This window comes from Alteromonas sp. W12, assembly GCF_001924945.1.
GTDB lineage: Bacteria > Pseudomonadota > Gammaproteobacteria > Enterobacterales > Alteromonadaceae > Alteromonas > Alteromonas macleodii.
The window spans coordinates 1,246,944-1,273,347 of the sequence record NZ_LQXH01000001.1 but is presented as its reverse complement, the minus strand read 5'-3'; the positions used below and the strand labels follow the sequence as shown (position 1 = coordinate 1,273,347).

Below are 26,404 nucleotides of genomic sequence, written 5' to 3'. Positions count from 1 at the left end.
AAAATCAGTAATTTAAGCAAGGGTCAATTTAGCTCAGCCAATTGCAAATAGGCAACAATTACCGATTGTGTACCGCTTGTTCCATCAAATCGTCATATAACTGTCATGCAGGATTCTTAGGGTACCCATTCACTTACTTAGCACTTATTCAAAACGCCTTTTTACTGCTTAATTAATTGGAAAATAAATGAAAATTAAAACCGCGTACTCTTCTCTAACACTTGCCTGCATAGCGGCAATGGGCCTTAGCGTCGCTACACCTGCTTCAGCTGCTGATGGCGTAATTATCGGTTCAGTAAAAGACGCCGCACAGACGCGCAGCTATACCGGTGCTCAAATTAAGCTTAAAGAATTAGGACTAGTTACTGAAGCAGGCACAGACGGTACATTTCGGTTTCCCTCTATTCCAGAGGGTACTTACACGCTAGAAATTTCTTATCTTGGTGAGGAAACGGTTACGCAAGCGATAAAAGTGACAGACAACGGCATTGCGCGCGCAGCCGTGGAGTTTGGCAGCGGCGATACCATCGATGAGATCTTGGTGCGCGGTCAACGAAGCGGTCAGGCAAGTGCCATAAACCAGCAGCGAACGTCAGATCGTATTTCGTCTATTGTATCCGCAGATGCCATTGGACAATTTCCAGACCAAAATGCTGCTGAGTCGTTACAGCGTTTACCTGGCTTGTCGATTGAGCGAGATCAGGGTGAAGGTCGTTTCGTCGGCATACGCGGTATCGACCCCAACTTGAATAACGTAACCATTAACGGCTTGAATATTCCCTCGCCTGAATCAGGCGTACGTTCAGTAGCCCTTGACGTTATTCCCTCTGAACTCATCCAAACGTTAGAGGTGTCTAAATCGGTAACGCCCGACATGGACGGAGACGCCATTGGTGGTTCAGTCGCGGTGAAAAGCGTGAGTGCGTTTGATAAGGCTCGTGATACCGCGAGCATTACCGTGCAAGCCAGTCAAAATGATTTACGCGATGAAACCAGTCCAAAGCTTTCTGGTACGTTTACCAAGAAGCTTTCCCCTGAATGGGGGGTGGCTGGCGCCATTTCCTACTTTGACCGAGATTTTGGTTCAGACAATGTTGAAAGTAACGGTGACGATGAGCTTGAGCAACGTCACTACACGATCACTCGCGAACGTTTGGGGAGTGCGTTAAATATCGATTTTCGTCCTGACTTCAACAACCAATACTTTCTTCGCACACTTTACAGTGAGTTTTCTGACGACGAATACCGTCAAGGTAATATATTCACGTTCGATGGCGAAGACTCAGAAATAGAAAGAGAAAGTAAAGACCGCTTTGAAAGTCAGAGTATTTTTACTGTGGCGTTAGGTGGTGAACACCAACTAGATACCTGGAAAGCAAACTGGCAGCTTGGTTATGCAAAGTCTGATGAAGACGAGCCAGATGCACTGTATTACGTATTCAAAACCGAAAATGACAGTATCGACGCAGACTTAAATACTATGCGCCCAACCGTGTCACAAAACGCTGATGCCATGGACTTATCAACCTATGAAGTCGATGAGATCAGCTTTGAAGATAACTACACGAAAGATACCGAAACCAGTATTAAATTCGACGCCGCCCGCCCCATCAACCTTGGTGGCTATATCGGTGAGTTAAAAATTGGCTCGAAATACCGAAGCCGAGAAAAAGACCGCGACAGCAGCATCGCTATTTTTGATGGAGAATTCGACGACCTAGACGCTTCGCAATTCGGAGCTGCCAGTCCAGACTACTCTCTTGATGACTTTGGGCCTGGGCTTAATCGAAGTGAAATGCGTAGCTACTTTAACGAAAACCGCGAGAGCTTGGAATTAGACAGCCTAAATTCTGAAGTAGAGTCTCGTGGCGCGACCTATGTGAATGAAGAGGATATTTTTGCCGCTTACATCATGGGCAGCGTAGATATAAATAAACTTCATTTGGTAGCAGGTGTACGCTATGAACGTACTGACTTTTCTACATCGGGTATGCGAGTAGAGCTTGTAGAAAACGAAGAAACCGACGTGGAAGAAGTGGTAAATACGCCATGGGAAGCGGAGCGCGACTACGATCATTGGTTACCCAGTGTAAATGCCAGATACACTGTTTCCGACAAACTTCAGCTTCGCGCTGCCTACACCCAGACTATTTCAAGACCAAAATTTGAAGATGTAGCGGCATTTCAAATCATCGAGAGTAAAACGGAAGAAAATGATGGCGTATTTGTGACCGAACGAGAGGCGGAAGTTGGCAACCCTGACCTTCAGCCTTACGAAGCACAAAACGTTGATTTGTCGATTGAATACTATCCAGGTGACATTGGTGTAGTTTCAGCAGGGCTGTTCTACAAGAATATCGATAACTTCGTTGTGTACGCTGATGTTGCAGGTACAACCGGTTGGGAAGGTTTTGAAGAGGTCATACAGCCAATTAACGGCGACTCTGCCGATTTAACCGGCTTAGAACTTTCTTGGGTGAAAGCTTTCAATAACGGTTTTATTGTTTCCGCCAATGCTACTTTTACCGACTCTGAAGCGACTACCTTCTTAGATGGCGAAAAATTTGAAACCCAGTTACCAAATCAATCAGACCGTATTGGCAACATCACCATTGGGTACGAAGCGAATGACTTCAGTGTACGTCTAGCCACCACCTATAAAAGCGACAATTTCGAAGAGATTGATGGTGACATGCTCAGATTTGAAGACGACCACGTACAGGTTGATTTCATGGCGCGCTACTACATCAACGACAGCATGCAGGTGTATTTCAACGGCATCAACTTAGGTGACGAACCTTTCTACAACTATTTCGATACGCGCAACCAAAACGCGCAGTATGAAGAATACGGCCGCACGTTCGAACTTGGCTTTACTTGGCAGCTTAACTAGGCAGGTATATCGAAAGTTAATTATCGGGTTTGAAGGCCGTAGGTAATTTGGCCTTCGAACTTGCTCTTAATAATCCGTAAGCCATGTTTTAGTCGATGCGCCATGCATGGTTTGATCTCAGTAAGTTTCAGGACAATAACAACAATGACCAATCAGCGTCACACCAAAACAGTTTTTAAAACCACATTTACCACAGCGGCACTTTCAAGCGCACTTTTGACGTTGTTCGGTTGCGCAGCCTCTCACGATTCTAATACCAGCGCAGATACCAGTGCAAATATCAAGTTAGCGCACAGCGAAAGCCAGCTAGTAAAAGCAGAAAGCCAAGGCATCGCATTACCGCTAACAAAGCTAAAAAATGGTTTAGGCCTAACTCTGCACTACCAAACGCACGTCGACCATTCTAACACCAAAAGCGCTTACAAAGACGCTTACAAAGACACCCATACTAACAAAACTAGCAAGGACGCCCGCGCCAACAACAAACATAAAGCTTACGATGACACCCACGCTATCAACATTAATGTTAACGAACATAAGGGTATTTCACTAAGCAACTCTGAAGGAAAAAAACACTTCATTGCGGGACATTACACCTTAGCAAATGCTGAAGTTGTGGAGTCTAATTCAAAACAATGGGTGTCTTTAGTAGTGTTCAATAACAACACCCAGTACATAGAGGTGTATCGCATTAACGCCGCGTCTCTTGAGGTTGGTCAACCGCAAACCCAGTTGACCAATGGTTCTGAAGCCATTTGTGCTACAACATCAAGCGCTGGCGAACTGCAAATTGTTAATATCGATGCGACAGGCACACTGAATCAGTATGAATTTCATGACGGGCGCTTTTTATCGCTTAGAGACTTTGCGATAGGTCCAGGCATTAAAAGTTGCGCGATAAATGCCAATACCGAAACGCTATACCTTGCTGACGAAATTGCCGGTGTGTGGCAATTAGACACCGATATTGAAAGTGAGCTAGCAAAAAACCTTATTTTTCACGATCAAGATGTTGCCATTGAAGGTGTAGCCACCCTATCTTCAACGACGGTAGATGGCGTGGATATCGCTGCCTGGGTGAGTCCGGATGCCAGCGGGGTATGGCTTAAAACGCCATGTCTTACGCAATTTGTCTCGCTAATGAATACTGCGAACGAAAGTAACTCAGCAGATCGCCAGTTGAAAGCAACCAACAAGTCTACTTTTATTCAGCCTGAATTTGTTCACCTGTTGTTAAGTGAAGAAGGCACACACATTTCTTTTGTTGTTGACGATGACGAATCAGGCGACATGTTTACTGCCGAACTTCCCTCAAAACTAAGCGCAGCTTTACTTCATCGACAATGCGGCACCGATTTTAAAGCTACCTCGCCAAAAGAAAATCACATGGAGAAGGCATATACAAATAACAGCGCATCCCAACATGCAAACCTCACTATCAAGGTTAAACCCGATGTTGAAACTGACCCAGTGGAAAATCATGGCGACGCTGCTGACGACCCAGCCATTTGGGTCAACTCGCACAGCGCTTCACAAAGCCGCATAATCGGCACCGACAAAAAAGGCGCATTAAATAGCTATGACTTAGCCGGCAAGCTAGTGCAAAGCCTTCCTGTTGGCAGAGTGAATAACGTTGATGTGGGATACAAGGTATCTGTGGCAGAAACCAAAGCTCAGCAAAGCGATACGCCACTAATCGATATCGCAGTGGCATCAAACCGGTCGAATAACAGTTTGTCTGTCTTTGAAATAGATAAACGCGGTCATATGACTCAACTCGGCCACATAAGCACTACACTCAATGATATATACGGCATGTGTCTGTTTGTGTCAGGCGGAATAGCTCATGTATTTGCTAACGACACCAGTGGTCGCTTCGAACGATATAGCGTGTCTATCGCCCCAGACAAAACTATTGATGGACACTTAACACAGTCCTTTTCACTGCCCTCACAGCCAGAAGGATGTGTAGTGGATACTAAAACAAGCACGGCATACTTAGGTGAGGAAGGTGCTGGGATTTGGGCCTTGGATATTACTTCAAACAGCAATCAGCCTCAGTTCATCGCTGAGATAGAAGCCCCGGTAGAAGCTGATGTAGAAGGTTTGGCTCTGTTTAATGTAGATGCACAAACTTACCTAATCGCATCTAGTCAGGGTAATAACAGCTATGCTATCTATCACGTACACACTGAAAACCCTGAAGTCTTGAAACTTATGGGTCTTGTTCAAATTACGGCAGATAAAGCCACGCAAATTGACGGCGTGTCGGAAACAGATGGGCTTGATGTAACCAACGCTAACTTGGGAGGAAGGTTCGCCGAAGGGCTTTGGGTAGTACAAGATGGAAGAAACGTCATGCCTAGCGAGACCCAAAACTTTAAGCTAGTTGCTGGTGCCTCACTTAAAGATGCGATCAGAAAATTAGCGAGCGCCAAGCGTGAACGCCACTCAGACATGTAACGGATAATTCGAAAAGTAAATAAAAAGAAGGCGTTAAGCAAGTTAACGCCTCGTTTCTGGTATATGTTAAATGCATGGCGCCGCACTAGCTTCAAGCCGTTCTAACCCAGCGCCGCATCTTCATTCATTACGCTACCTGCAGCGCTAAACCCTACCAAGCTAAATAAAAGTGCGTTATCCCAAACAATGTCTAACCCGCGCGCTGGTATCCATCATTCAATTGAACATCAATAGCCCGTAGCACGGCCGTTCGATTAATTGAGCCTAACAGTACCCCATCATCATCAACAATGGGGTAAACTCTCGGCTTTTCCTTTAACAGTAATTGCGCTAATTCTATTACCGACATATAAGGTTTGATAGAAATTACAGGGGTTTTCATGATTTCCCCTACTCTACAAATTTGTTCGCGATAGTAGCTTGACGCGATCATTTGAGCGATACAGTCTTGCTCAGACAAAAAGCCCACCACTCTACCTTTGCTATCGAGTACCGGACCACCACTCTGCCCACTGGCTAACAGCACTTCGACGGCCTGCGCAACGGGCATATCGACATTAAGCTTCACTGGGTGAGTATTCATATAATCACTGACTTGCAACGATTCCATTTTCAATTCTCCAGCCGTGGCGCCTAATGTGACCGATACTGCGACTTAATTGGCGTTACGGCACTTCAATTATTTTTAACCACATGTGAAAGCAATTTTCCCCCACACTTTAAGATTAGACGTTTCGTTGCATACAAGCCAGCACATTTAACATTAAACTAACAAATATTTTTTGGCAGTTAGTCTTTGTAAATTGCCACTTTCACTTTACCATTTATGTCAACGCTAGCGCGGTACATACCCGCAGAATTGAACGGCATAGCGACGTTACCTTTAGCGTCAATAGCAATCACACCGCCATCGCCACCGGCTTTAACTAGTACGTCGTTAACTACAGTGTTCGCAGCGTCGTTTAACGTTAAACCCTGGTACTTCATTCGCGCACAAATATCTGCTGCCACGTTGTATCGAATAAAATATTCACCATGTCCTGTAGCCGATACCGCGCAGCTTTCATTGTCGGCATAGGTACCCGCTCCTATAACAGGCGAGTCTCCAATACGTCCATACCGTTTAGCCGTCATTCCGCCAGTGGATGTTCCCGCGACAATATTGCCCTCTTGGTCCAATACTACGGCTCCAACAGTGCCAAAGCGCTCATTGCCTTGCTGCGAACCGTAACCACTCGAGACTTGCTGCATACGTGCTTTCGCTTTATCTAAAGCCTGCTTGCGAAACTCGGTATCAAAAACAGTGTTGTCTACCTGTTCAAGGCCGTTTTCTTTTGCGTAATCTTCAGCGCCTCTCCCAGAAAGCATAACGTGTGGAGATTCATTCATTACCAATAACGCAGCCTCTATTGGGCTTCTTATTGTTTTCACCCCCGCAACAGCACCTGCATTTTTACTGCCGCCGTGCATTATCGACGCATCAAGCTCGTGCTCACCGTCGAAGGTATATACCGCACCGATGCCAGCATTAAATAACGGCGAGCTTTCAAGAATTTTGATGGTTTCTACTACCGCCACTTCACCTTTTTCGCCTTTCTGCAACAAGGCGTAGCCATGCTGCACCGCTTGGGTTAATACTCTTTTGTAGTCCGCTTCTTTTTCTGGCGTCATCGATGATTTTAAAATGGTTCCTGCACCGCCATGAATAGCGATAGCTACGGGTGTTTTTCCTAATTGTTTGGAATCATCCGCTAATGCTGGAACACTCGTAATGGCAAACGATGCAGCAAGCGCGCCTATTGCATACAGTGCATGTCGAACTTTATTCGGCTGGCGAAAAATACGAGATGGGTTCAAAAGCTTTACTCCTAATAGCTACGTTTTACGTGCGCGCATAATCTGTGAGATGGTTTGAGTACAGATTTCTAGAATCAATTCAACGCGCTCTGTTGATGCGATTTTTACGCGACCTTAGACGTAAGATGACACAATTAGCTTAGGTAGGCTAGGCTACCTCGAGGATCTCTAAGAAAGTATTAAGATCATCGGTGATGGAAGGGAGTAGCGCTTCAGCGTCTTCCCACTTTTTCGCCTTTGACAATTCCCATAAGCTCTCAAAGTCTCGTTGTAACTGTACGGCACCAATATCTGCAGACATACCTTTGAGCTTCAATGAAAGCACCTGAACCTTTTCGAAGTCTCGACTATCAACAGCCTGCTGAAGTAATTTAAGCTTGTCAGGCGCGCTTCTGGAATACAGGTCGCAGACACGAGAAAATAGCGCTTTATCGCCCATTATCCGAGCAATGGCATCGTCTTTTTCCCAACATCCATCAAGCTCCTCTGAATTGTTTTCATCAACTTGAGTTTTACTGACGTTATCAATTTCAGCCTCCTTCTCCGAGCCCTCGCGAGCGGCGATATCATTAGCTATTTTCGCATTCTGTAACGTGGGGGCTATTTCTACTTCAGACTCTTTACTTGACTGAGCCTCTGTTCTTGAATGCGATAGCGTGTCGCAGTCCATTTCTTTTGAGATGGCACTCAACAAACTGTCAACCAGTGGAGGTTCGCTGACAGTGATTCCGGTACCTGACCTCGTATCAGTATCGTTAAGCTCTGCACTTGCTAATGCCGTTATTTGATGTACTAACCATTGTTTCACTTTAGGAATAAGTACATCGGCCATGACAGGCTTTGTCGCAAAGTCGTCCATACCTGCCTCTAAACATTTCTCTTTTTCGCCGAGCATGGCATTGGCTGTCATGGCAATTATAGGCACATCTTTGTGCATCGCTCCTGCCTTACCTTCTCGTATGGCTCGGGTAGCGTCATAACCATTCATATTAGGCATCTGACAATCCATCAATATGCTGTGAATTCTGCGGCCTTTGCTTTCACATTTCGTCAAGAACGCCACAACTTCCTCACCATCGCTGCAGGTAAACAATTTAACAGGTAAACTTTCCAGCACTCCCTTCGCCACCTCGCGATTGATCATATTGTCATCAACTATCAATAAGTTGGCATTATCAATAGACAATTGCTGCTCAGTATCGTCTGCTGCCTCTTCACCGTCTGAGATGTCCTCAGCTTTCCCTTTACCCGATGAGATATCTGACTGGTTTAATGTATATCCCGACAGCGCAGCGTCTAACCCTTGTTGGACAATTGCAAAACTCGACCTGAATAATGGCTTTGGCAAGTAAAGCGGCACAAGGTGATTGAAGTGGAAAGGTGTCCCTTCTAGTTTTTGAAGAATATAAACCACAGGTAACGAACCAGCGTCTTTAGTGGCAGCTTGTGCCTGCCATATATCATCTAGCTCACGAATGAGTGAACTGGCCTCATCCACAATAATGGCATTAAATTGCGTCCAAGGTACTGTTCCTAACTCAGAATGCTTACCTATTACTTGCGGCTCTGCACCGACGTGTAAGGCTAAACAACAGATGTTTTCCTCTAAAGGTGGATAACTTGCAGAAACACCGATTGTGATCCCGTTAAGCAGCATACTTTCGTTTTCCACCGCCATTTTATGCTCGAACGCGCTGTCGTACGTTGTTTCAGGAAGAGTAACGAAAAATGAGAAGGTACTGCCTATGTCCACTTCAGAGTTGAACGTAATGTCTCCTCCCATAAGCTGGCTCAATTGCTTGCAGATAGACAAGCCAAGTCCGGTACCTCCGTATTGGGTAGCAACAGATGCATCAGCCTGCGTAAACGCGGTAAACAGTTTGGGCTGATTTTCTTGAGCTATCCCTACGCCCGTGTCACATACGCTGAAATGAAGCTGTTGTGTCCCCGCATCTACATCACTTAACGATGCTTGTAGCTTTATATGCCCTTCTTCAGTGAATTTAATAGCATTGTTCAATAAATTACTAAGAATTTGGTTGATTCTGTGTGGATCTGAGTTTATTTCCACGGGGGGAAGACCTGTTGTGTCAACAAGAAGCTGTAGTCCTTTAGAAGCTGCTTTAACGGTAAAGACCTTGGCGATAGACTCGATAAGTGCAAGCGGGTCAAAATATTGATTATTAATATCAAGCTTGCCCGCTTCAATTTTAGACAAGTCGAGAACGTCGTTAATCAGCACGCTGAGATTGTTGCAGCTAATTTCCATCATGGAAACAAGCTGTTCAGCTTTCTCATTAAGGGGCTGACGCTTAAGTAGCGCCAACGAGCCAACTACCCCGTTTAACGGTGTTCTCATTTCATGGCTAATATTGGAAATAAAAGAGCTTTTAACACTGCTCGCTTTTCGCGCCTCTTGCGTCGCTTCAACAAGTTCTTTCGTCCTGCTTACCACTTTTTCTTCAAGCTTCAGGTTTACCCTTTCTATCGCGTCTTTTGCCTTGCGTTCGTCGGTCACATCTCTAATTACAACAGCAACGCCTGAAAACTGTGACTGTTCACCCCAAATGGTAGATGCGGTTATAAGTAGCGTGTGCTCTTCTTTTTCGTCATCGGTGTAAGGGGTTGTAAAGGTACTTTGCTTTCCGCCTTTGGTGAGAACCGATTCAAGCCCTAATAGAGAAAGCTCCTCAAATGACGAATAGTGATGATTTAAAATAAGCTGGCTTGGGATCCCAAAAAGTGACTCGGCTGCCATATTCCAACTTTTCACCACGCCAGCAGAATCTACGCTAAAAATCGCATCTTTAGATATAGCGATAATAGCAACGGACTCACCGCGCACCTTAGCCAGCTCAATGTTTTTACTGTTACTTCGGTGTACGAAGAGTAAAACGCTTACAAAAATTAGCGTAACTACCCCAATTACACTGTAAACGCTAATCCTCTTCTCATTGATAAGGGCTGCCACTTCTGACTGAGACAATGCCGTATGAAGAAAAAACGGGGCGGTTTGCTGATTTCCGTTTATCGTAAAAGCACGAGTGACCGTATACAAAGATGAGTTTGTCTGTGCGGTCTGTTTAATTTTAGCCCTGCCTATTTTCGAAGGGCTTTCGAACTCGCTCGCCCAATTCACCATAGGATTTAAATCTCTGGAGAAGGACTTATCACTGTCTGGATGACTGACAAAAAAGCCTTCACTGTCGGTAACAAATAGCAATTGATTGCCGACAAGCGTTTGTTCCATTTGCGACAGTAGAAACTGGGCGTTTACATTCATGATTATAAAACCATAACGCTCACCAGAGCTGCTGAAGATTGGAAGAGAAAGGCGAATAACGCTTTTATAAGGAAACTCGAGCTTCCCATATTCACGATTCAAATTGATTTCTGAAATATAAAACTCGCCCTTATTGCGCTTAACACTCTCTATGAAGTAACTTCTCGCTGCTTTAGGTTGTAAATCGTTGTCCTTAACTACTAAAACACTTCCCCCGTTTCTTTCCACCCGAATAAACTCATTTCCATCCTCATTGGCTTGAATGATCCTTAATTGATCGACTTCTTCGTTATTTTCGATAAAAGCAACGAAAATCGTTTTTAGTCGCTGCTTCCACTGTTCCAACGTCGTACCGTCTTTGGGGTCTAGATTTTCATTTTCAGTCGCGCGGACGATGCCGCTTATAGGTGGTGTCTGATGTAGAAAGTTAAGCGCATTGATATACTTTCTCACCTGAGAGTTTGCAGCATTTTCAGCACTGGCGGCACTCTCTTCTAATGCCGTGAAAGTTTGAGATTCAGCCGTCGCTTTGATATTACTTTCGAACAAACCAACAACAAGTACAACAAGCACTGTTGCAAGTACTAACGCTAAGCCTAAAGTACTCTTAGCTTCACTGATGGATGAACTGGATTTAAGGAACGACAAACAGGCAATATCCGTATAAATTTTGATAACTTAAAGCTAGTCATCATTTTGTTAATGCGCAAGTTTCGCGTGATACATCAAAACGCAAAATACTCAAAAAAAGACAATGATTAACGCGTTTTTTTAAGTCTTGCCGATGGCGAACAAGTAAATCACTGTTCATATTAACGCCAGCATTTGGTATTCAATTTCTCGCGGTGTACACTGCCATCAATATTTCTCTAACATCGCAATAGTGGTTATGCACACACCTACATTTTTGTGGCACGATTTTGAAACCTTTGGCACCAGCCCACAAAAAGATCTCCCCTGCCAATTCGCTGCAGTAAGAACTGATATGGATTTAAATGTGATTGGTAAACCCATAAATATCATGAGCGCCATTGCGAATGATTATTTACCACATCCAGAAGCGTGTTTGGTGACCGGCATAACACCGCAGCAAACCATTCGCGACGGTTCTAACGAAGCTGACTTCGCCGCGCGAATTTATCAGGAAATGTCGACGCCAAATACCTGTAGTGTGGGCTTTAATAGTATCCGATTCGACGATGAAGTCTCCCGCTACCTGTTTTATAGAAACTTTTACGACCCATATTCACGTGAATGGCGAAATGGCAATAGCCGTTGGGATATAATCGATTTAGCGCGAGCGTGCTATGCACTGAGACCCGATGGTATTAATTGGCCACGCCGAGAAGATGGTGCACCAAGCTTTAAACTTGAGGCGTTAACTGCAGCTAATAATATTGGCCACGAAAACGCTCACGATGCTTTGAGTGACGTCTACGCCACAATAGCCCTTGCTAAACTGATAAAAGAAAAGCAGCCTCGCCTTTTCGATTATGCGTTGTCGTTACGCAGTAAACACACGGTGATGCAGCAAATCGATCTCACTAAACCATCGGTATTGCTTCATATCTCGTCTAAACTCCCTGCCTCTCAAGGCTGTTGCACTTGGGTTATGCCTGTGGCTAAGCACCCAACCAACAGCAATGCATTTATCGCTATTGATTTATCGCATGACATTGACAGTTTAATGAATGACACACCAGAAGAGATAAGACAGGCGCTTTATGCCCCGTCAGATACATTTGACGATCCGTTAGAAAGACCAGGACTTAAGCTCATTCACGTCAACCGCTCGCCGTTTATTACCACAGCTAAAGCAATGACAGAAGACAATGCCGCCCGACTAGGACTGGATCGAGAGCGCTGCTTAGACAATTACAAAGTACTTGCCAGTATGCCCGAGCTCGCCACTAAAATCGTAGATGTCTATGACGACGACATTCAAAGTGGTGAACTGGATATAGATCATGCACTATATAGTGGTGGGTTTCTTAATGACGAAGACAGAAGGTGGTGTGAGCGTGTAATTGAAGCACAGCCCGATGATTTAGCCACTCTGAGTGAAAAAACACAGCACGAAGGGCTCAGAAAGCAGCTATTTCGATACCGCGCTAGAAATTATCCTAATACGCTGACCGCAGATGAAATGACCAGGTGGCAGCATCATCGCCAAGCTCGCTTGACTGATTCAGCTTTTCACGGCTCAATCACATTAGAAAACTATATGATGCGGTTAGAATCACTGGCGCATGAACACAGCGACAATCCTGAGAAGCAGGCCATTTTACGCGCACTTTACCAATATGCCGAAAACCTTTGACGGGCGTTTTAGAACGCCTTAAATTAGTAGATGAAAAAAATAGACAGGCCGAGAAAAAGTCAACGTCAAGTAATCGATAGATGCCGCCGATAAAAAGAATACACGTGCGCAAGGGAATAAAGAAGTTATGAATGGCGTAACAATAAGCTTCGACAAATCAAGAACCTACATTAACTTACAGTTGAATCCTTCTGATTTCACGTCAGAAGTTGATAGTAGGGAAATAAGAAAGCAACTAGAGAGCGGTGAAACTAAGCGGCTGTATGTTTCTGAAAAAGCGTTAAAGTCGGCCTGTGATACAGCTAATCATTATTTTAAGACGGGTGATAGCACTGTTGTTCAGGAACGCATTGGCGAGCGCAAAAATGCTGAAATTGAATTTCGCATTCCCGAGGATGGGATGCAGGCGAACCTTGTGCTGACCACACCCTATGGCGGTAAACTTCCCTCATTAAGTACCGTTAAATCTCTAGCAGTAAAAAACAGAATCATTCGTGGCTTAAGCACCAAAACCATTGAATCTATGCTTACCCAAGCAAGGCAGTCTCCTCCAGGCACAGTACTAGAGCAAATTGTCGCGAAAGGCCTACCAGCTAGAAATGGCAAAAACTCAAAATTTATTCCCCTGGTACCAAACGCACTTGAAAGGGTGTTAAAACCCCAGACGGGTGATGGCGAGCGCGTGGACATGCGTAATTTAGGCGAAGTAATTTGCGTTAAAGTGAACACGCCTGTGCTGAGAAGAACCGAGCCAACTCAGGGCCGTTCTGGCTTCGATATCAAAGGGAATAAAATTCCAGCCGTTGCGGGCGAATGGGTTAACTTTAAAATGGGCAGCGGCACCGTGGTGTCCGACAGCGACGCCAATTTATTAATGTCTGCAATTTCTGGTATGCCGAAATACCGAGACCAGATAATGAACATTGACGATACCTTCATTTGTAGCGGCGTGAACGTTGGCTCTGGGCACGTGAATTACGAAGGTGCAGTATTGGTAAACGGCGATGTTACAGAGAAAATGCAAATCAAGGCCGCTGGTGATGTAACCATTAACGGCTTTGTGGAGTCGGCGTATATCGAGTCTGGCGGCGACATCATCATTACCGAAGGCGCGATGGGTAAAGTTAACGATACCCAAGGTGAATTCCAATGCCAACTAGTCGCAGCCGGCAGTATCCACGTTCAACACGGTCAAGGCATTGATATTCAATGTAGCGGTAATATTACTGTTGGTCGTCAGTTGGCGTATAGCCGCCTGCGTTGCGGCGGCGCAGTCATAGTTGGACAAATTGATAAGCCCATGGGAAACCTATTTGCTTGTGACATTATCAGCCAAGATCGCGTTGAAGCTGGCACTTTAGGCGCTGTATCTGGCAGTACGTTGAAAGTTGATTTTAGCCCGGGCTTTAACCAATTGTTAGAGCGCAAAGACTCTTTAGATGAATTGTTGAAGCAAATTCGCGAAAACAATCTTAAACACAAAGAAAAGATTAACCTTATTCAAGGTAAGAAAGTACCTAAAGAGCTTCAACGTAAAGTAGCTGAAGCGTTAGAGCTTTTTAACAATGAGAGCGCATTGCTGGAGTGGCTTGAAAACAAAGCCAACGACGTCAAAGCGGCAAAAGAAAACTACCAGTCTGATATAAAACTTATCGCAAACAAACGTCTTTATCCCGGAGTATCGGCGAAGCTTAATAACCGTAACTGGCGTTCTGAGCGAGAATACGACAGGGCGCAAATTCGTTACGATTCGCACCAATGGCACTACGACCCTTTAATTTGACCTAACTAGTTCACTGAAGTTACTGTGCTACAGTTACGTTGCCATACCCTTGGCGCTTTGACTGGTACAGTGCCTTCATGGTGCGTTCAAACCACTCTGTGAATTCCTCAGACTCCCTGAGCTCAGATAAACCCATGGCCGTTTTAAAGCTCTCGACAAGCGAGTGATGGGTAGAAATGCAGTCTAACAATCTGTCTGCAAGATTTTTAGCTGCTTTTAACTCGGTTTGAGGGCACAAGATAATGAACTGTTCACCGCTAAAACGCGAAACAACATCGACTTCTCGAACGGTATTTAGACAATTCGTTGCCACGGCTTTTAGCGCCTCTTCTTTAGCCGAGGGCTCAATTGAATCTCTGTCATCGCTTACAGGGGTTAGTTCGATAACAATTAACGAAGCCGTAGTGTGAAATCGATGGAAACGTGAGATTTCTTCTTCCGCACGCTGGATCATATGATTGCGGTTATATAGCCCCGTTACCGTGTCGTGAGCAGACAAGAAAGCAAGGGTCTTGTTCTTTTCTAACAAGGTTGCTTGTAACGCACCTATTTCCTCGTTTTTCTGGTTAATAATACGCTTGTAGCCGCTAACGTTTCTATTTCTAAAAGTAAAAAGCAAGAAAACTAAAATGACAATTGCGGTGCTCAAAACCATAACGACATAGTTACGACTATAGCGAACTTGGACATTATTCCACTGCTTATAAATTTCTACCTTTCGCGTTTCTGGGATACGCTCAATGGCAAAGTTAAGCTTGTCCACCAGGTGGCCATAGGTTTTGTTCACACCAAAAGCTAATGAGTCGAAGGGCTCGGCGTAACCAACAATATTGAGGTCTTTCAGCTTCAAATTATTGATGTGCATATTCACGCTCATTAATGAGCCCACCATTACATCAAACTCATCATTCGCCAGCTGCTTTAGCCCTTCTTCTTCAGACTGAATAAGCTTTAAACGTAACCCCGGATAGTGACGTGAAATATATTCAACTTGGCGATAACCCTGAACAATCCCTACTACTCGATTTCCCACTCCAGCATAGCCTTGTATCATTGGCATTCCAGACTTAGCCACCAGCACATTGGGCGCTTCAAAATACGGCACACTAAAGTCGAGGAACTGCTTTCGATAGTCGGAAGTATTTAGCATGGGGATAACTTGGCACTTCCCCTGCTGAACGTACTCTAGGCTCTGTTGCCAGCTCTCAGTGGGCACTAGGGTAAACGTTAACTCAGATATTTCAGCAATAAGCTGCATATATTGGGCAGAAATCCCCACATGGATGCCGTTTCTGATTGCTTCGTAAGGCGCCCAGTTAGGATCTATACAGTACGTTACATTATTAGATTGTTCAGATGCCGCCTTTTGACCAGCTTCTGCTTGTAGGAGCGCGCTAAAACAACTCGCTCCTACAAACAACATGGTACAAAGCAGATATTTTCTTATTTTTTTCAACTGCACACCCAAAACATGTGAAGATATCGATGACAACCGCGAAGTATTAAGCGTAAATTCAAAAATTGCAATTATTTAGCTGATAATCTCGCTTTTCAGCTAGGTAACGCTCTGTCTTTGCTGAAACTCATCGTTTTCATAGCGCATTTCATTCATAATTTCGGTAAGGCTTGCCACCGCTTTTTCAATATCGACGAAGCTTAAATACAGAGGCGCAAAGCCTATTCGCAGAATATTTGGTGCACGGAAATCTGCAATCACCCCCTCAGCGATCCAAGCTTGGCAAATGGCGTAAGCGTGGTCGTGCGCGAAAGCAAGCTGACTACCTCGATTATCGATGCTGGGGCTTACAATGGAAAATTTGTCCAGAAGGCCTGCGCGCTTGGCTTCAGCAATGAAAAATGCCTGTAGCTTTTTGGATTTTTCATCAATAGCTTTAAGTGATACATCTTCAAATACGTCTAATGCCGCATCTAAAATGCTCATTCCAACAATTCCTGGCGTACCGCACAAGTTTTGCTTCACGGAATTGTCGCCAGCGTAATCAGGAGAAAATGAGAAAGGCGAGCTATGCCCCATCCAACCAGACAAAGGTTGTTGATACTGTGCTTGATGTCGTTTAGCGACATAGATAAACGCTGGCGCGCCAGGGCCGCCATTTAGATATTTGTAGGTACAGCCGACTGCAAAGTCCACATTACATGCGTCTAGGCTGACAGGAAATGCTCCAGCACTGTGCGCTAAATCCCACAAAGTTAAAATGCCCTTTTGGTGGGCTTGCTCGGTAATGATTTGCATATCGAGTTTATTGCCACTTCTGAAATTTACCTGTGTCAGCATCAGTACGGCAATATCATCAGTTAGCTGTGATCCAATACATGCTTCGTCAACATAGCGAATACTGTAATCGCTGCCTAGTAAGTCAAGCAGGCCTTGCACCATGTATATGTCGGTAGGAAAATTATCGCGGGTAGTCGCTATTACCTTGCGACTTGGCTGCATTTTTAACGCCGCGCTTAATACTTTAAACAGATTAATAGAAATGGAGTCACAACAAATAACTTGGCCACTTTTAGCGCCAATCAAGCCGCCAATCTTATCACCCACTATTTGAGGTAGATGGATCCACTGATGCTTGTTCCAGCTTGTAATGAGCCCCTTTCCCCACTGTTCACTGACAACTTCGTCAGCTCGCTGTTTAGCTGCCTTAGGCAGAGGCCCTAGCGAATTGCCGTCTAAATAGACCGTATTAGCGGGAAGCGAAAACGCCTGCGCCTTGTCACGGAGTGGATCTTTAATATCAAGTTGTTCAGCTGAAAAAACCTTATTCATCATGTTCACTAATAACCTCAAGTAAAGCATCAAAGGATGTTGATTCAGGGTGAAGCCAATCGAAATGGCCACCATTTTTGATTATTTTTTGGTTGGTTCCAGATAATACAGCGTGGCGCGCTGGCACAATACTATCAGCATCGCCTTGGAGTAGTGTAATTGGCAAACTGCCATGGGTTGGGCTTGGTGTCGCCCTTTGATACGCGGTTGGAACATCTTCAGGCGTTCCATTCATGAATTTCGCTGTAGCCGACTGGCAGCTGTTATGGCCCATGGCATAGGACTGGATGTCCGTAATTGCCGCTAACCCGATAATCCGTTTTATGTTTGCGCGCGATAAGTTCAAGGATGACGAAGAAAGGCGTTGCGCAGCAAGCAAAGCTAAGTGCCCACCAGCAGAATGCCCCGCAATGTAAATGTTAGTGTAGCGCCCTTCGTTCTCTATTCGTTTTAAGGCTGTACTTATTGCTTGTGTCACGTCGTCTAAACTACCGGGCCAGCCACCGCCTTCATCACCTACGCGCCGATACTCTGTTACGTAGACACCCATCCCAAGCTCTGCTAAAGCATGGTACATCCCTTTCGCATGTTCGTAACCGTAGGCATTAAGCCAACACCCACCGTGAATAAATATTAACGCTTTATCAGCATACTTTTCGTTCGTAGACGAACGTCCATGCCAAGTATAAATCGTTTGTAATGGGTCATCGCCGTAGCTGAATTGTTCATCAGCTTCGCTTGTTGGCAAGACACCCAACGCTGAATAAGGTACCTGGCTTATTTTCTTGGGGTAGATAGCTGACGATTCACTGTTGGCATGGGCACTGTTGGCATGGGTGTCATCCGAAGTCTTTTTTTCTTCGTTAGTGTGGGTGTCTTCCGAAACAGCGTTGTTAGAAACATCAACGGTTGATTGAGTTTCGTGAAGCGCAGACAGAGTTAAGTCATCGTGGGTGTCTTCATTACTCGATAAAGAACGTGATTCCTCGTAGTGAGTGCCATTGTTACCGTGGGTGTCTGTGTAAGTCGAGTTTACTGAAAACGATGAGTCAGCTTGGACTTTCGCAACAAGCGTTAAAGTGGATAGCGCAACCGCAAGGGTTATAGAATTGATAACGTTAGTCACTGTCTTCATGCTTTTGTATTTTTCTTTATATTGAACCACAGAGCGAAATCAATGTGATTAGGCTCCGTGATTAAATATTTTACATATTAGCCATCTATAACGGCTTAGAGCATTTCAACGGCAAGCGCTACACCCTCACCACCACCAATACATAAAGATGCGATACCTTTGCGACCACCGCGTTGCTTAAGCGCGTGAATTAGTGTTACCAAAATGCGTGCACCAGAGGCTCCAATTGGGTGACCCAATGCACAAGCGCCGCCTTTTACGTTTACTTTACTTTCATCTAGTCCAAGCTTCTTGACAGCCAACATGGTTACCATGGCGAAGGCTTCGTTAATTTCGAAAAGATCGACTTCTTCTTTCGTCCAACCTGCCTTATCCAGCACTTTTTCCATAGCGCCAACAGGCGCAACGGTGAAGTTTTCAGGTTCAATAGAATTTGTAGCGTGAGCAACCACGCGCGCAAGCGGTGCTAGACCAAGTTCATTTGCTTTGCTTTCGCTCATTACAACCAGTGCCGCTGCACCGTCAGAGATTGAGCTTGAGTTAGCAGCCGTGACCGTACCGTCTTTTTTGAAAGCCGGTCTTAGTGTTGGAATTTTTTCTGGGCGAGCGGAACCTGGGCCTTCATCGGTATCAACAACAGTATCGCCCTTACGAGAAGAAACTGTAACGGGTACTATTTCATCGACGAAAGTTCCGCTGTTTATTGCTTCATGTGCCTTGGAAAGCGAGCTTAGAGCAAACTCATCCATTTCACCGCGAGAAATATTTTCTTCATCAGCAGTATCCTGTGCGAAGCAGCCCATTGCTTTGCCGTCATAGGCATTTTCCAGACCGTCTAACATCATATGGTCAAGCACTTGACCATGACCCATACGATATCCAGTTCTAGCTTTAGGCAACATATATGGCGCATTACTCATGCTTTCCATTCCGCCTGCCACGACTGCTGTCGCACTGCCTGCTTTAATTAAGTCGTGGGCCATCATTACCGCTTTTAAGCCCGACCCGCATACTTTGTTGATAGTTGTCACACCTGCACTTAGCGGAAGCCCCGCCCCCAGTGACGCTTGTCTCGCCGGAGATTGACCAAGACCAGCAGGTAATACACACCCCATGATGACTTCATCAATTACAGAGACATCCATCTCTTCACAGGCTGCTTTAATCGCAACTTCTCCAAGTTTGGTCGCAGCAAGCGAAGACAAATTACCGTTGAAACCACCCATTGGTGTGCGCTTAGCCGCGACAATAACTACTGATTCGTTACTCATAACCGTGCCCTTAAAATTCATTAAAATTATAGAGTTAAGTGAAGAAAGCTACGTAGATGTATACAAAAGTAAACACCCCTAACAGCTACAACGTCTTGCCTTCACCATGAAAAATTGACGTTAGCAAAATGTTACTTTACCTTAACGTAAAATGTAATTAACGTTAACGTAAACCTGTACTAAGTATGTGTCAACCAAACACTACGTTTTAATATAGCGGTATATAAAACCATCTACCTTAAAACGATAGTGCTATTGCAATGACACCCAACCTACTACAGAGAATTTAATTACAAAGACACCCACGTCAAAACAAGGGTGTTAAACAGCGCTGAAATACAAGGTACGTGTAATGAGCAAGTACGACGACGAAACAACATATGCAATAGGCGAACTCGCTCGAGAGTTTGACATTACTCCTCGTTCAATTCGTTTTTACGAAGAACAAGGCCTAATGTCACCGTCAAGAACGGGACAAAATCGCGTTTATCTGAACAAAGATAGAGTGCGCTTAAAGCTGATCTTGCGAGGAAAACGACTAGGATTTTCCCTTGCTGAAGTCAAAACACTGTTCGACATGTACGACACCAACCCCAATTCGGCTATTCAGTTAGAAGCCATGCTCGAAATGACTGAACAGAAAAGAGCGGTGCTTAAACAGCAGCTAGAAGACATCCAGATGTTAATGACTGAACTGGATGATGTTGAAGCACGTTGCCGTGAAGAACTAGCAGAACTCAAACGAGGAAATATCGCATGAACACCTCCTACCCTACTTTAAATTTTGGACTTGGCGAAGACATCGAGATGTTACGTGATCAGGTCTATCAATTTGCACAAAATGAGATTGCTCCTCTTGCTGAACAAGCAGACGCAGACAACCAATTCCCAAACCAATTGTGGACAAAACTTGGTGATATGGGCCTATTGGGTGTTACTGTTTCAGAGCAATATGGTGGCTCTGATATGGGCTACCTTGCGCATACTATCGCAATGGAAGAAGTTAGCCGCGCGTCAGGTGGTATCGGTTTGAGCTATGGCGCGCATTCGAACCTTTGTGTTAACCAGATCTTTAAAAACGGTAATGATGCCCAGCGTGAAAAGTATCTGCCTAAGTTAGTAAGCGGTGAACATATTGGTGCACTGGCAATGAGTGAACCCAATGCAGGTTCAGACGTTGTTAGTATGAAGTTAAAAGCTGAAAAACGCGGCGACAAATACATTCTAAACGGCAACAAGATGTGGATCACAAACGGTCCTGATGCACATACATTTGTTATCTACGCGAAAACCGACCCTAACGCAGGGCCAAGAGGGATCACAGCGTTTATCGTAGAGCGCGATTTCCCTGGCTTTAGCCGCGCACAGAAACTCGACAAACTAGGTATGCGCTCTTCTAATACCTGTGAATTAGTTTTCGAAGATTGCGAAGTACCAGCTGAGAACATTCTTGGCAAAGAAGGCGAAGGTGTTCGCGTACTTATGAGTGGCCTAGATTACGAGCGCCTTGTTTTATCAGGCGGCCCGCTTGGCATTATGCAGTCGTGCATGGATATCGTAGTACCTTACATTCACGACCGTCAGCAGTTTGGTCAATCAATTGGTCAATTCCAGCTAGTACAAGGCAAAGTAGCTGACATGTACACGCAAATGAATGCCGCACGCGCGTATGTCTACACCGTTGCACAATCATGCGATCGCGGTGAAACAACGCGAAAAGATGCTGCTGGCGCTATTCTTTACTCAGCGGAACTGGCAACCAAAATGGCATTAGATGCCATTCAGCTACTTGGTGGTAATGGCTACATCAACGAATACCCGACTGGACGCTTATTACGTGATGCCAAGCTTTATGAAATTGGCGCAGGAACGTCTGAAATTCGCCGAATGCTTATAGGCCGCGAGCTATTTAACGAATCGAAGTAATACGGAGTTCTGGGTGGAAACAAACTTCGTTTGAAACAGGGAAGCTTAGGTATTCCCTGTGTCATAGAAATTAGGAAGACACCCACCCTACTCTATTTAAAGTAGATTTAGAAACGCTGAACTTTATTAATAGGCTAATGAATTGCAAAGACACCCAGCGCAGCGAAAGCGCTTAGCATGGGTGTCTTGCTAATCACCTTGCTAACTAGTGGCTAACGCGACAGCCGTCGCCTAGGCCCAACACAAGGAGGGGTTATGCCCGTTCTTCGCTCAAGTATAAATACTAAATCCGAAACATTTATCGCAAATGCTGAACACATGCAGGCTCAGGTAAATGATCTCCTCGAAAAAATCGAACAAATTTGCCAAGGTGGCGGTGAAAAAGCGGCGGAGCGCCACGTGTCTCGAGGAAAACTTCTACCTCGCGACCGAATCAACGCACTGATTGACCCAGACACGCCCTTTCTGGAAATAGGCCAACTGGCAGCATGGGAAGTCTATGAAGACTATGTACCTTGTGCCGGAGTCGTTGCCGGTATCGGTATTGTTGCAGGTATGGAGTGTATGATTGTAGCTAACGATGCTACTGTAAAAGGCGGGACGTACTACCCCCTTACCGTGAAAAAGCACCTTCGCGCTCAGACTATCGCAGAGCAAAATAACCTACCTTGTATTTACTTAGTGGATTCAGGTGGCGCTAACTTACCCCGTCAAGATGATGTATTCCCAGACAGAGAGCACTTTGGCCGCATCTTTTTTAATCAAGCGAATATGTCTGCTAAGAATATTCCTCAAATTGCGGTAGTAATGGGTTCCTGTACAGCTGGTGGTGCTTATGTTCCCGCCATGGCTGATGAAAGCATTATCGTTAAAGAACAAGCGACTATTTTTCTGGGCGGACCACCGCTTGTTAAAGCTGCAACAGGTGAAGTGGTTACCGCAGAAGAGCTTGGCGGTGGTGACGTTCATACTCGAATTTCGGGCGTTGCCGACCATCTCGCCAACAACGACCACCACGCACTCTCACTAGCGCGTAATGCTGTCTCCAGACTAAACAGAAAGAAGCCAGAATGCCTAGACGTGGCCGAGGTAAAACCTCCACGCTACGACACCAAAGAAATTTACGGCATTGTGCCTGCTGATAGTCGTCAGACATACGATGTAAGAGAAATCATTGCGCGTGTTGTGGATGACTCAGACTTTGATGAGTTCAAACCGCTTTACGGCACAACCTTGGTTTGTGGTTTTGCGCGCATTTTCGGTTTCCCTGTAGGCATTGTGGCTAACAACGGCATACTTTTCGGTGAAAGCGCGCTTAAAGGTGCTCATTTTGTCGAACTATGCGCCATGCGAAAAATCCCTCTCGTATTTTTGCAAAACATCACAGGCTTTATGGTCGGTAAGCAATACGAGCATGGCGGTATCGCAAAACACGGCGCAAAAATGGTAACCGCCGTTGCATGTGCGAATGTGCCAAAGCTCACAGTGCTTATCGGCGGAAGTTTCGGTGCAGGTAACTACGGCATGTGCGGCAGAGCCTATGACCCACGCTTCCTTTTCATGTGGCCAAACGCTCGAATTTCTGTAATGGGTGGTGAACAAGCTGCTGGCGTTCTCGCTCAAGTTAAGCGCGACCAAAAAGAGCGCTCAGGCGAATCATGGTCTGCAGAAGAAGAAAAGGCATTTAAACAACCTGTTATCGATACGTACGAAAAACAAGGACATCCATACTATGCGTCTGCAAGGCTTTGGGATGATGGCGTTATTGACCCAGCGGATACTCGATTAGTGCTTGGCCTATCGCTTTCAGCGGCGCTTAACAAGCCTATCGAAGACACCCAATTTGGCATATTTAGAATGTAGGAGTGCTGGTAATGGAACAATCAGTTATTTACAGCGTAGATGAAAGAAACATTGCCACTGTTACTTTAAACAGAGCTGAAAAACACAATGCCTTTGACGACGAAATGATAAACGAGCTTACTCGCGTTTTTAAAAAAGCGGGTGAAGATAAAAGCGTTAGGGCACTAATCCTAAGAGCTGAAGGCAAAAGTTTCAGTGCCGGGGCCGATCTTAACTGGATGAAAAAAATGGCCAGTTATACCGAAGCACAAAATGAAAGTGATGCACTTGCATTAGCAACCATGCTACAGACGCTTTATAAAATGCCGAAGCCCACAATAGCGAGAGTACAAGGCGCTGCTTTTGGCGGCGCTGTTGGTTTAATTGCATGTTGCGATATTGCTATTGGAAGCAAGCTAAGTAAATTTTGCTTAAGTGAAGTTAAAATTGGCCTTATTCCAGCAACTATCAGCCCTTACGTTGTGGAAGCAATGGGCGCACGAGTATGCCGACGCTACTTCCAGACCGCTGAAGTATTTTCTGCGCGCAGAGCAAGACGACTTGGACTTTTGAGCGAATCAGTAACAGAAGACGAACTCGATAGCACTATCGACAATATTTTATCAAACATACTGAAAAACGGCCCCCAAGCAGTGGCGAAAGCAAAAGACTTAGTGCAATGGGTGTCTACGCAAGAGATTAACGATGCCCTTCTCACACAGACGAGCAAACTTATCGCACAAGTTAGGACATCTGAAGAAGGTCAAGAAGGTTTGTCAGCCTTTTTAGAAAAGCGCAGTGCTTCATGGGTGGAGGTTAAGAATGATAAATAAATTACTAATTGCAAACCGTGGTGAAATTGCATGCCGCGTTATAAAGACAGCCAACGCTCAAGGTATAAAGACGGTAGCCGTTTACTCTGACGCCGACAAAAATGCCCTTCATGTACAAATGGCTGATGAAGCTGTTTATCTAGGGCCATCTCCGTCGAAGGAAAGTTATTTACGAGGCGAGTTGATCATTGAAAAAGCAAAGGAGCTTGGTGTAGACGCTATCCACCCAGGCTACGGCTTTCTCTCAGAAAATGCTGAGTTTGCGAATCTATGCGCCAAAAACAATATTATCTTTGTAGGCCCACCAGCATCTGCAATTGAAGCGATGGGATCTAAGTCAGCCGCTAAACACATTATGGAAAAAGCAGGTGTTCCTTTAGTTCCAGGCTATCACGGCGACGATCAAAGTGAAGCGGTATTGAAAGGCGCTGCCGATGATATGGGCTACCCAGTCCTATTAAAAGCCGCTGCTGGCGGTGGCGGTAAAGGTATGCGCCAAGTTTGGAGTGAAAAAGAGTTTTCTCAAGCATTAAACGCAGCCAAACGTGAATCTATGGCGAGCTTTGGTGACGACCACATGCTGGTTGAAAAGTACCTGACGCGCCCTCGCCATGTTGAAATTCAAGTTTTCTGTGACACTCATGGCAACGGCGTATACCTTTTTGAACGTGATTGTTCAGTTCAACGCCGACACCAAAAGATTATTGAAGAAGCCCCTGCCCCCAATATGTCTCAGTCAGTGAGAGAAAAAATGGGTGAAGCGGCGATACTCGCGGCGAAAGCCATTAACTACGTAGGTGCGGGAACGGTTGAGTTTTTACTTGATGAAGACGATTCATTTTACTTCATGGAAATGAATACACGCTTGCAAGTAGAGCATCCTGTGACAGAAATGATCACCCGTGAGGATTTGGTTCACTGGCAATTAACTATTGCCGAAGGAAAGCCCCTTCCTAAACAACAAAATGAACTCACCTTAACAGGACACGCATTCGAAGCGCGCATTTATGCTGAAGATCCAAACAACGAGTTTCTACCTTCTACCGGCACGCTGCGCCTGTTACGCACACCAAAAGAAAATGACGTAGTTCGCGTTGACACAGGTGTCGTTGAAGGTGATGAGGTAAGCGTTTTTTACGACCCAATGATTGCCAAGCTTGTGGTTTGGGGAGAGAACCGTGAGATAGCGCTCAAACGCCTAATTAGTGCATTGGGTGACTACTATATTGACGGTGTAAGCACAAACATCGACTTCTTAAAGCGTGTCGCTACACACCCTGCGTTCGTTGCCGCTGAGCTTACAACTACGTTTGTGGAGAAACACCATGATTCGTTGTTTAGCGCGACAAGTGAGGATGCAGCTAGCGATGACACCCAAGTAAACATTCCTGTGATGGCATTGCTTTCACTTTTAAATAGAAAAGTTTCTAGAAGCGATAAAACCCCATCTGTGTGGTCAACCGCCGGTGCGTGGCGCGCTAACGCAAATCATACAGAAACTCTCACCTTGCTTTGCAACCAAGAAGAAGTGCATGTTGGGGTCAGACACCAGCGTCACGGAACTGAAGATGCTTGGGAGCTAACTGTTGGAGACAATTCCTATAACGTTAAAGGCAAGCTGGTAGATAGTGCTTTGCAAGCAACGATTAATGGATATAAATCAACATTTACTTTTTCAGATAATGATGGCGTGTTTACACTCTTCAACAAAGACACCCATGCTAAGTTCAGCCTAATCTCAGCATCTCTTGGTGATGATAACGATGATAACGGCGACGCTAATTTCAGTGCCCCGATGAACGGAACCATAGTGGCGCATTTGGTCGAAAAGGGTGTGTTGGTCAAAAAAGGCGAGCCTATACTTGTTATGGAAGCGATGAAAATGGAGCACAGCATCATTGCCCCGCACGATGGTGCAGTGGAAGAATTCTTTTTCAATCCCGGTGAACTAGTTGACGGTGGCGCAACACTGTTGGCGTTCTCCACTAAAGAAGCTGCCGAGGTTTGATG

General features: G+C 45.1%; 16 protein-coding genes. 9 read left to right on the top strand and 7 right to left on the bottom strand.

The features are described 5' to 3' along the window. Nucleotides 1–187: 187 nt before the first annotated feature. Both AWH61_RS05370 and AWH61_RS05365 read left to right on the top strand, forming a co-directional pair. On the top strand, nt 188–2,893 hold the full coding sequence (locus AWH61_RS05370; protein WP_075176400.1) for a TonB-dependent receptor: 2,706 nt from the start codon (nt 188–190) through the stop codon (nt 2,891–2,893). Between the two features lie 144 nt (nt 2,894–3,037). Continuing rightward, on the top strand, nt 3,038–5,356 hold the full coding sequence (locus AWH61_RS05365; protein WP_075176399.1) for a phytase: 2,319 nt from the start codon (nt 3,038–3,040) through the stop codon (nt 5,354–5,356). A 190-nt stretch (nt 5,357–5,546) separates the two neighbouring features. Here AWH61_RS05365 and AWH61_RS05360 read toward each other — a convergent pair whose 3' ends face one another. The 3 genes from AWH61_RS05360 to AWH61_RS05350 all read right to left on the bottom strand — a co-directional run bounded on the left by AWH61_RS05360 (nt 5,547) and on the right by AWH61_RS05350 (nt 11,144). Further along, nucleotides 5,547–5,966: a CBS domain-containing protein gene (locus AWH61_RS05360; protein ID WP_014949170.1), complete on the bottom strand. Its 420-nt coding sequence runs from the start codon at nt 5,964–5,966 to the stop codon at nt 5,547–5,549. Between the two features lie 179 nt (nt 5,967–6,145). After that, nucleotides 6,146–7,213, bottom strand: coding sequence for an isoaspartyl peptidase/L-asparaginase family protein (locus AWH61_RS05355; RefSeq protein ID WP_075176398.1), 1,068 nt, complete (start codon nt 7,211–7,213; stop codon nt 6,146–6,148). A 148-nt stretch (nt 7,214–7,361) separates the two neighbouring features. Continuing rightward, entirely contained in the window at nt 7,362–11,144 is a 3,783-nt protein-coding gene (locus tag AWH61_RS05350) for an ATP-binding protein (protein WP_075176397.1), read from the bottom strand. A 241-nt stretch (nt 11,145–11,385) separates the two neighbouring features. Between AWH61_RS05350 and sbcB the strand changes: the two genes are divergently transcribed. Together sbcB and AWH61_RS05340 are read left to right on the top strand one after the other, a co-directional pair. Next, on the top strand, nt 11,386–12,816 hold the full coding sequence (sbcB, locus tag AWH61_RS05345) for an exodeoxyribonuclease I (protein ID WP_075176396.1): 1,431 nt from the start codon (nt 11,386–11,388) through the stop codon (nt 12,814–12,816). A gap of 127 nt (nt 12,817–12,943) precedes the next feature. Continuing rightward, nucleotides 12,944–14,599, top strand: coding sequence for a FapA family protein (locus AWH61_RS05340; protein WP_014976276.1), 1,656 nt, complete (start codon nt 12,944–12,946; stop codon nt 14,597–14,599). A gap of 19 nt (nt 14,600–14,618) precedes the next feature. Here AWH61_RS05340 and AWH61_RS05335 read toward each other — a convergent pair whose 3' ends face one another. The 4 genes from AWH61_RS05335 to AWH61_RS05320 all read right to left on the bottom strand — a co-directional run bounded on the left by AWH61_RS05335 (nt 14,619) and on the right by AWH61_RS05320 (nt 19,793). After that, nucleotides 14,619–16,022 (bottom strand): diguanylate cyclase, encoded by a 1,404-nt coding sequence (locus tag AWH61_RS05335; RefSeq protein ID WP_075176395.1) that lies wholly within the window; start codon nt 16,020–16,022, stop codon nt 14,619–14,621. A gap of 132 nt (nt 16,023–16,154) precedes the next feature. After that, nucleotides 16,155–17,390, bottom strand: a complete 1,236-nt coding sequence (gene kynU, locus AWH61_RS05330) for a kynureninase (RefSeq protein WP_083605860.1) — start codon at nt 17,388–17,390, stop codon at nt 16,155–16,157. After that, nucleotides 17,380–18,522, bottom strand: coding sequence for an alpha/beta hydrolase family protein (locus AWH61_RS05325; RefSeq protein ID WP_075176393.1), 1,143 nt, complete (start codon nt 18,520–18,522; stop codon nt 17,380–17,382). Before AWH61_RS05325 ends, kynU begins: the two co-directional genes overlap by 11 nt. A gap of 95 nt (nt 18,523–18,617) precedes the next feature. Then, a complete protein-coding gene (locus AWH61_RS05320; protein ID WP_075176392.1) occupies nt 18,618–19,793 on the bottom strand; it encodes a thiolase family protein in 1,176 nt (391 codons plus the stop codon). Nucleotides 19,794–20,145: 352 nt separating this feature from the next. Between AWH61_RS05320 and AWH61_RS05315 the strand changes: the two genes are divergently transcribed. The 5 genes from AWH61_RS05315 to AWH61_RS05295 all read left to right on the top strand — a co-directional run bounded on the left by AWH61_RS05315 (nt 20,146) and on the right by AWH61_RS05295 (nt 26,402). Then, nucleotides 20,146–20,553 carry a MerR family transcriptional regulator gene (locus AWH61_RS05315; RefSeq protein ID WP_014949161.1) on the top strand — a complete coding sequence of 136 codons (408 nt, stop codon included), beginning with the start codon at nt 20,146–20,148 and terminating at the stop codon, nt 20,551–20,553. After that, on the top strand, nt 20,550–21,719 hold the full coding sequence (locus AWH61_RS05310; protein ID WP_014949160.1) for an isovaleryl-CoA dehydrogenase: 1,170 nt from the start codon (nt 20,550–20,552) through the stop codon (nt 21,717–21,719). Before AWH61_RS05315 ends, AWH61_RS05310 begins: the two co-directional genes overlap by 4 nt. A 255-nt stretch (nt 21,720–21,974) precedes the next feature. After that, on the top strand, nt 21,975–23,582 hold the full coding sequence (locus AWH61_RS05305) for a carboxyl transferase domain-containing protein (protein WP_075176391.1): 1,608 nt from the start codon (nt 21,975–21,977) through the stop codon (nt 23,580–23,582). 11 nt (nt 23,583–23,593) lie between these two features. Then, complete coding sequence (locus tag AWH61_RS05300) at nt 23,594–24,394, top strand: enoyl-CoA hydratase/isomerase family protein (protein ID WP_039227072.1); 801 nt, start codon at nt 23,594–23,596, stop codon at nt 24,392–24,394. Next, the gene (locus tag AWH61_RS05295; RefSeq protein WP_075176390.1) at nt 24,384–26,402 is read left to right on the top strand and encodes an acetyl/propionyl/methylcrotonyl-CoA carboxylase subunit alpha; all 2,019 of its coding nucleotides are present in this window, start codon (nt 24,384–24,386) and stop codon (nt 26,400–26,402) included. The genes AWH61_RS05300 and AWH61_RS05295 overlap by 11 nt, the downstream gene beginning before the upstream one ends. Nucleotides 26,403–26,404 lie beyond the last annotated feature (2 nt).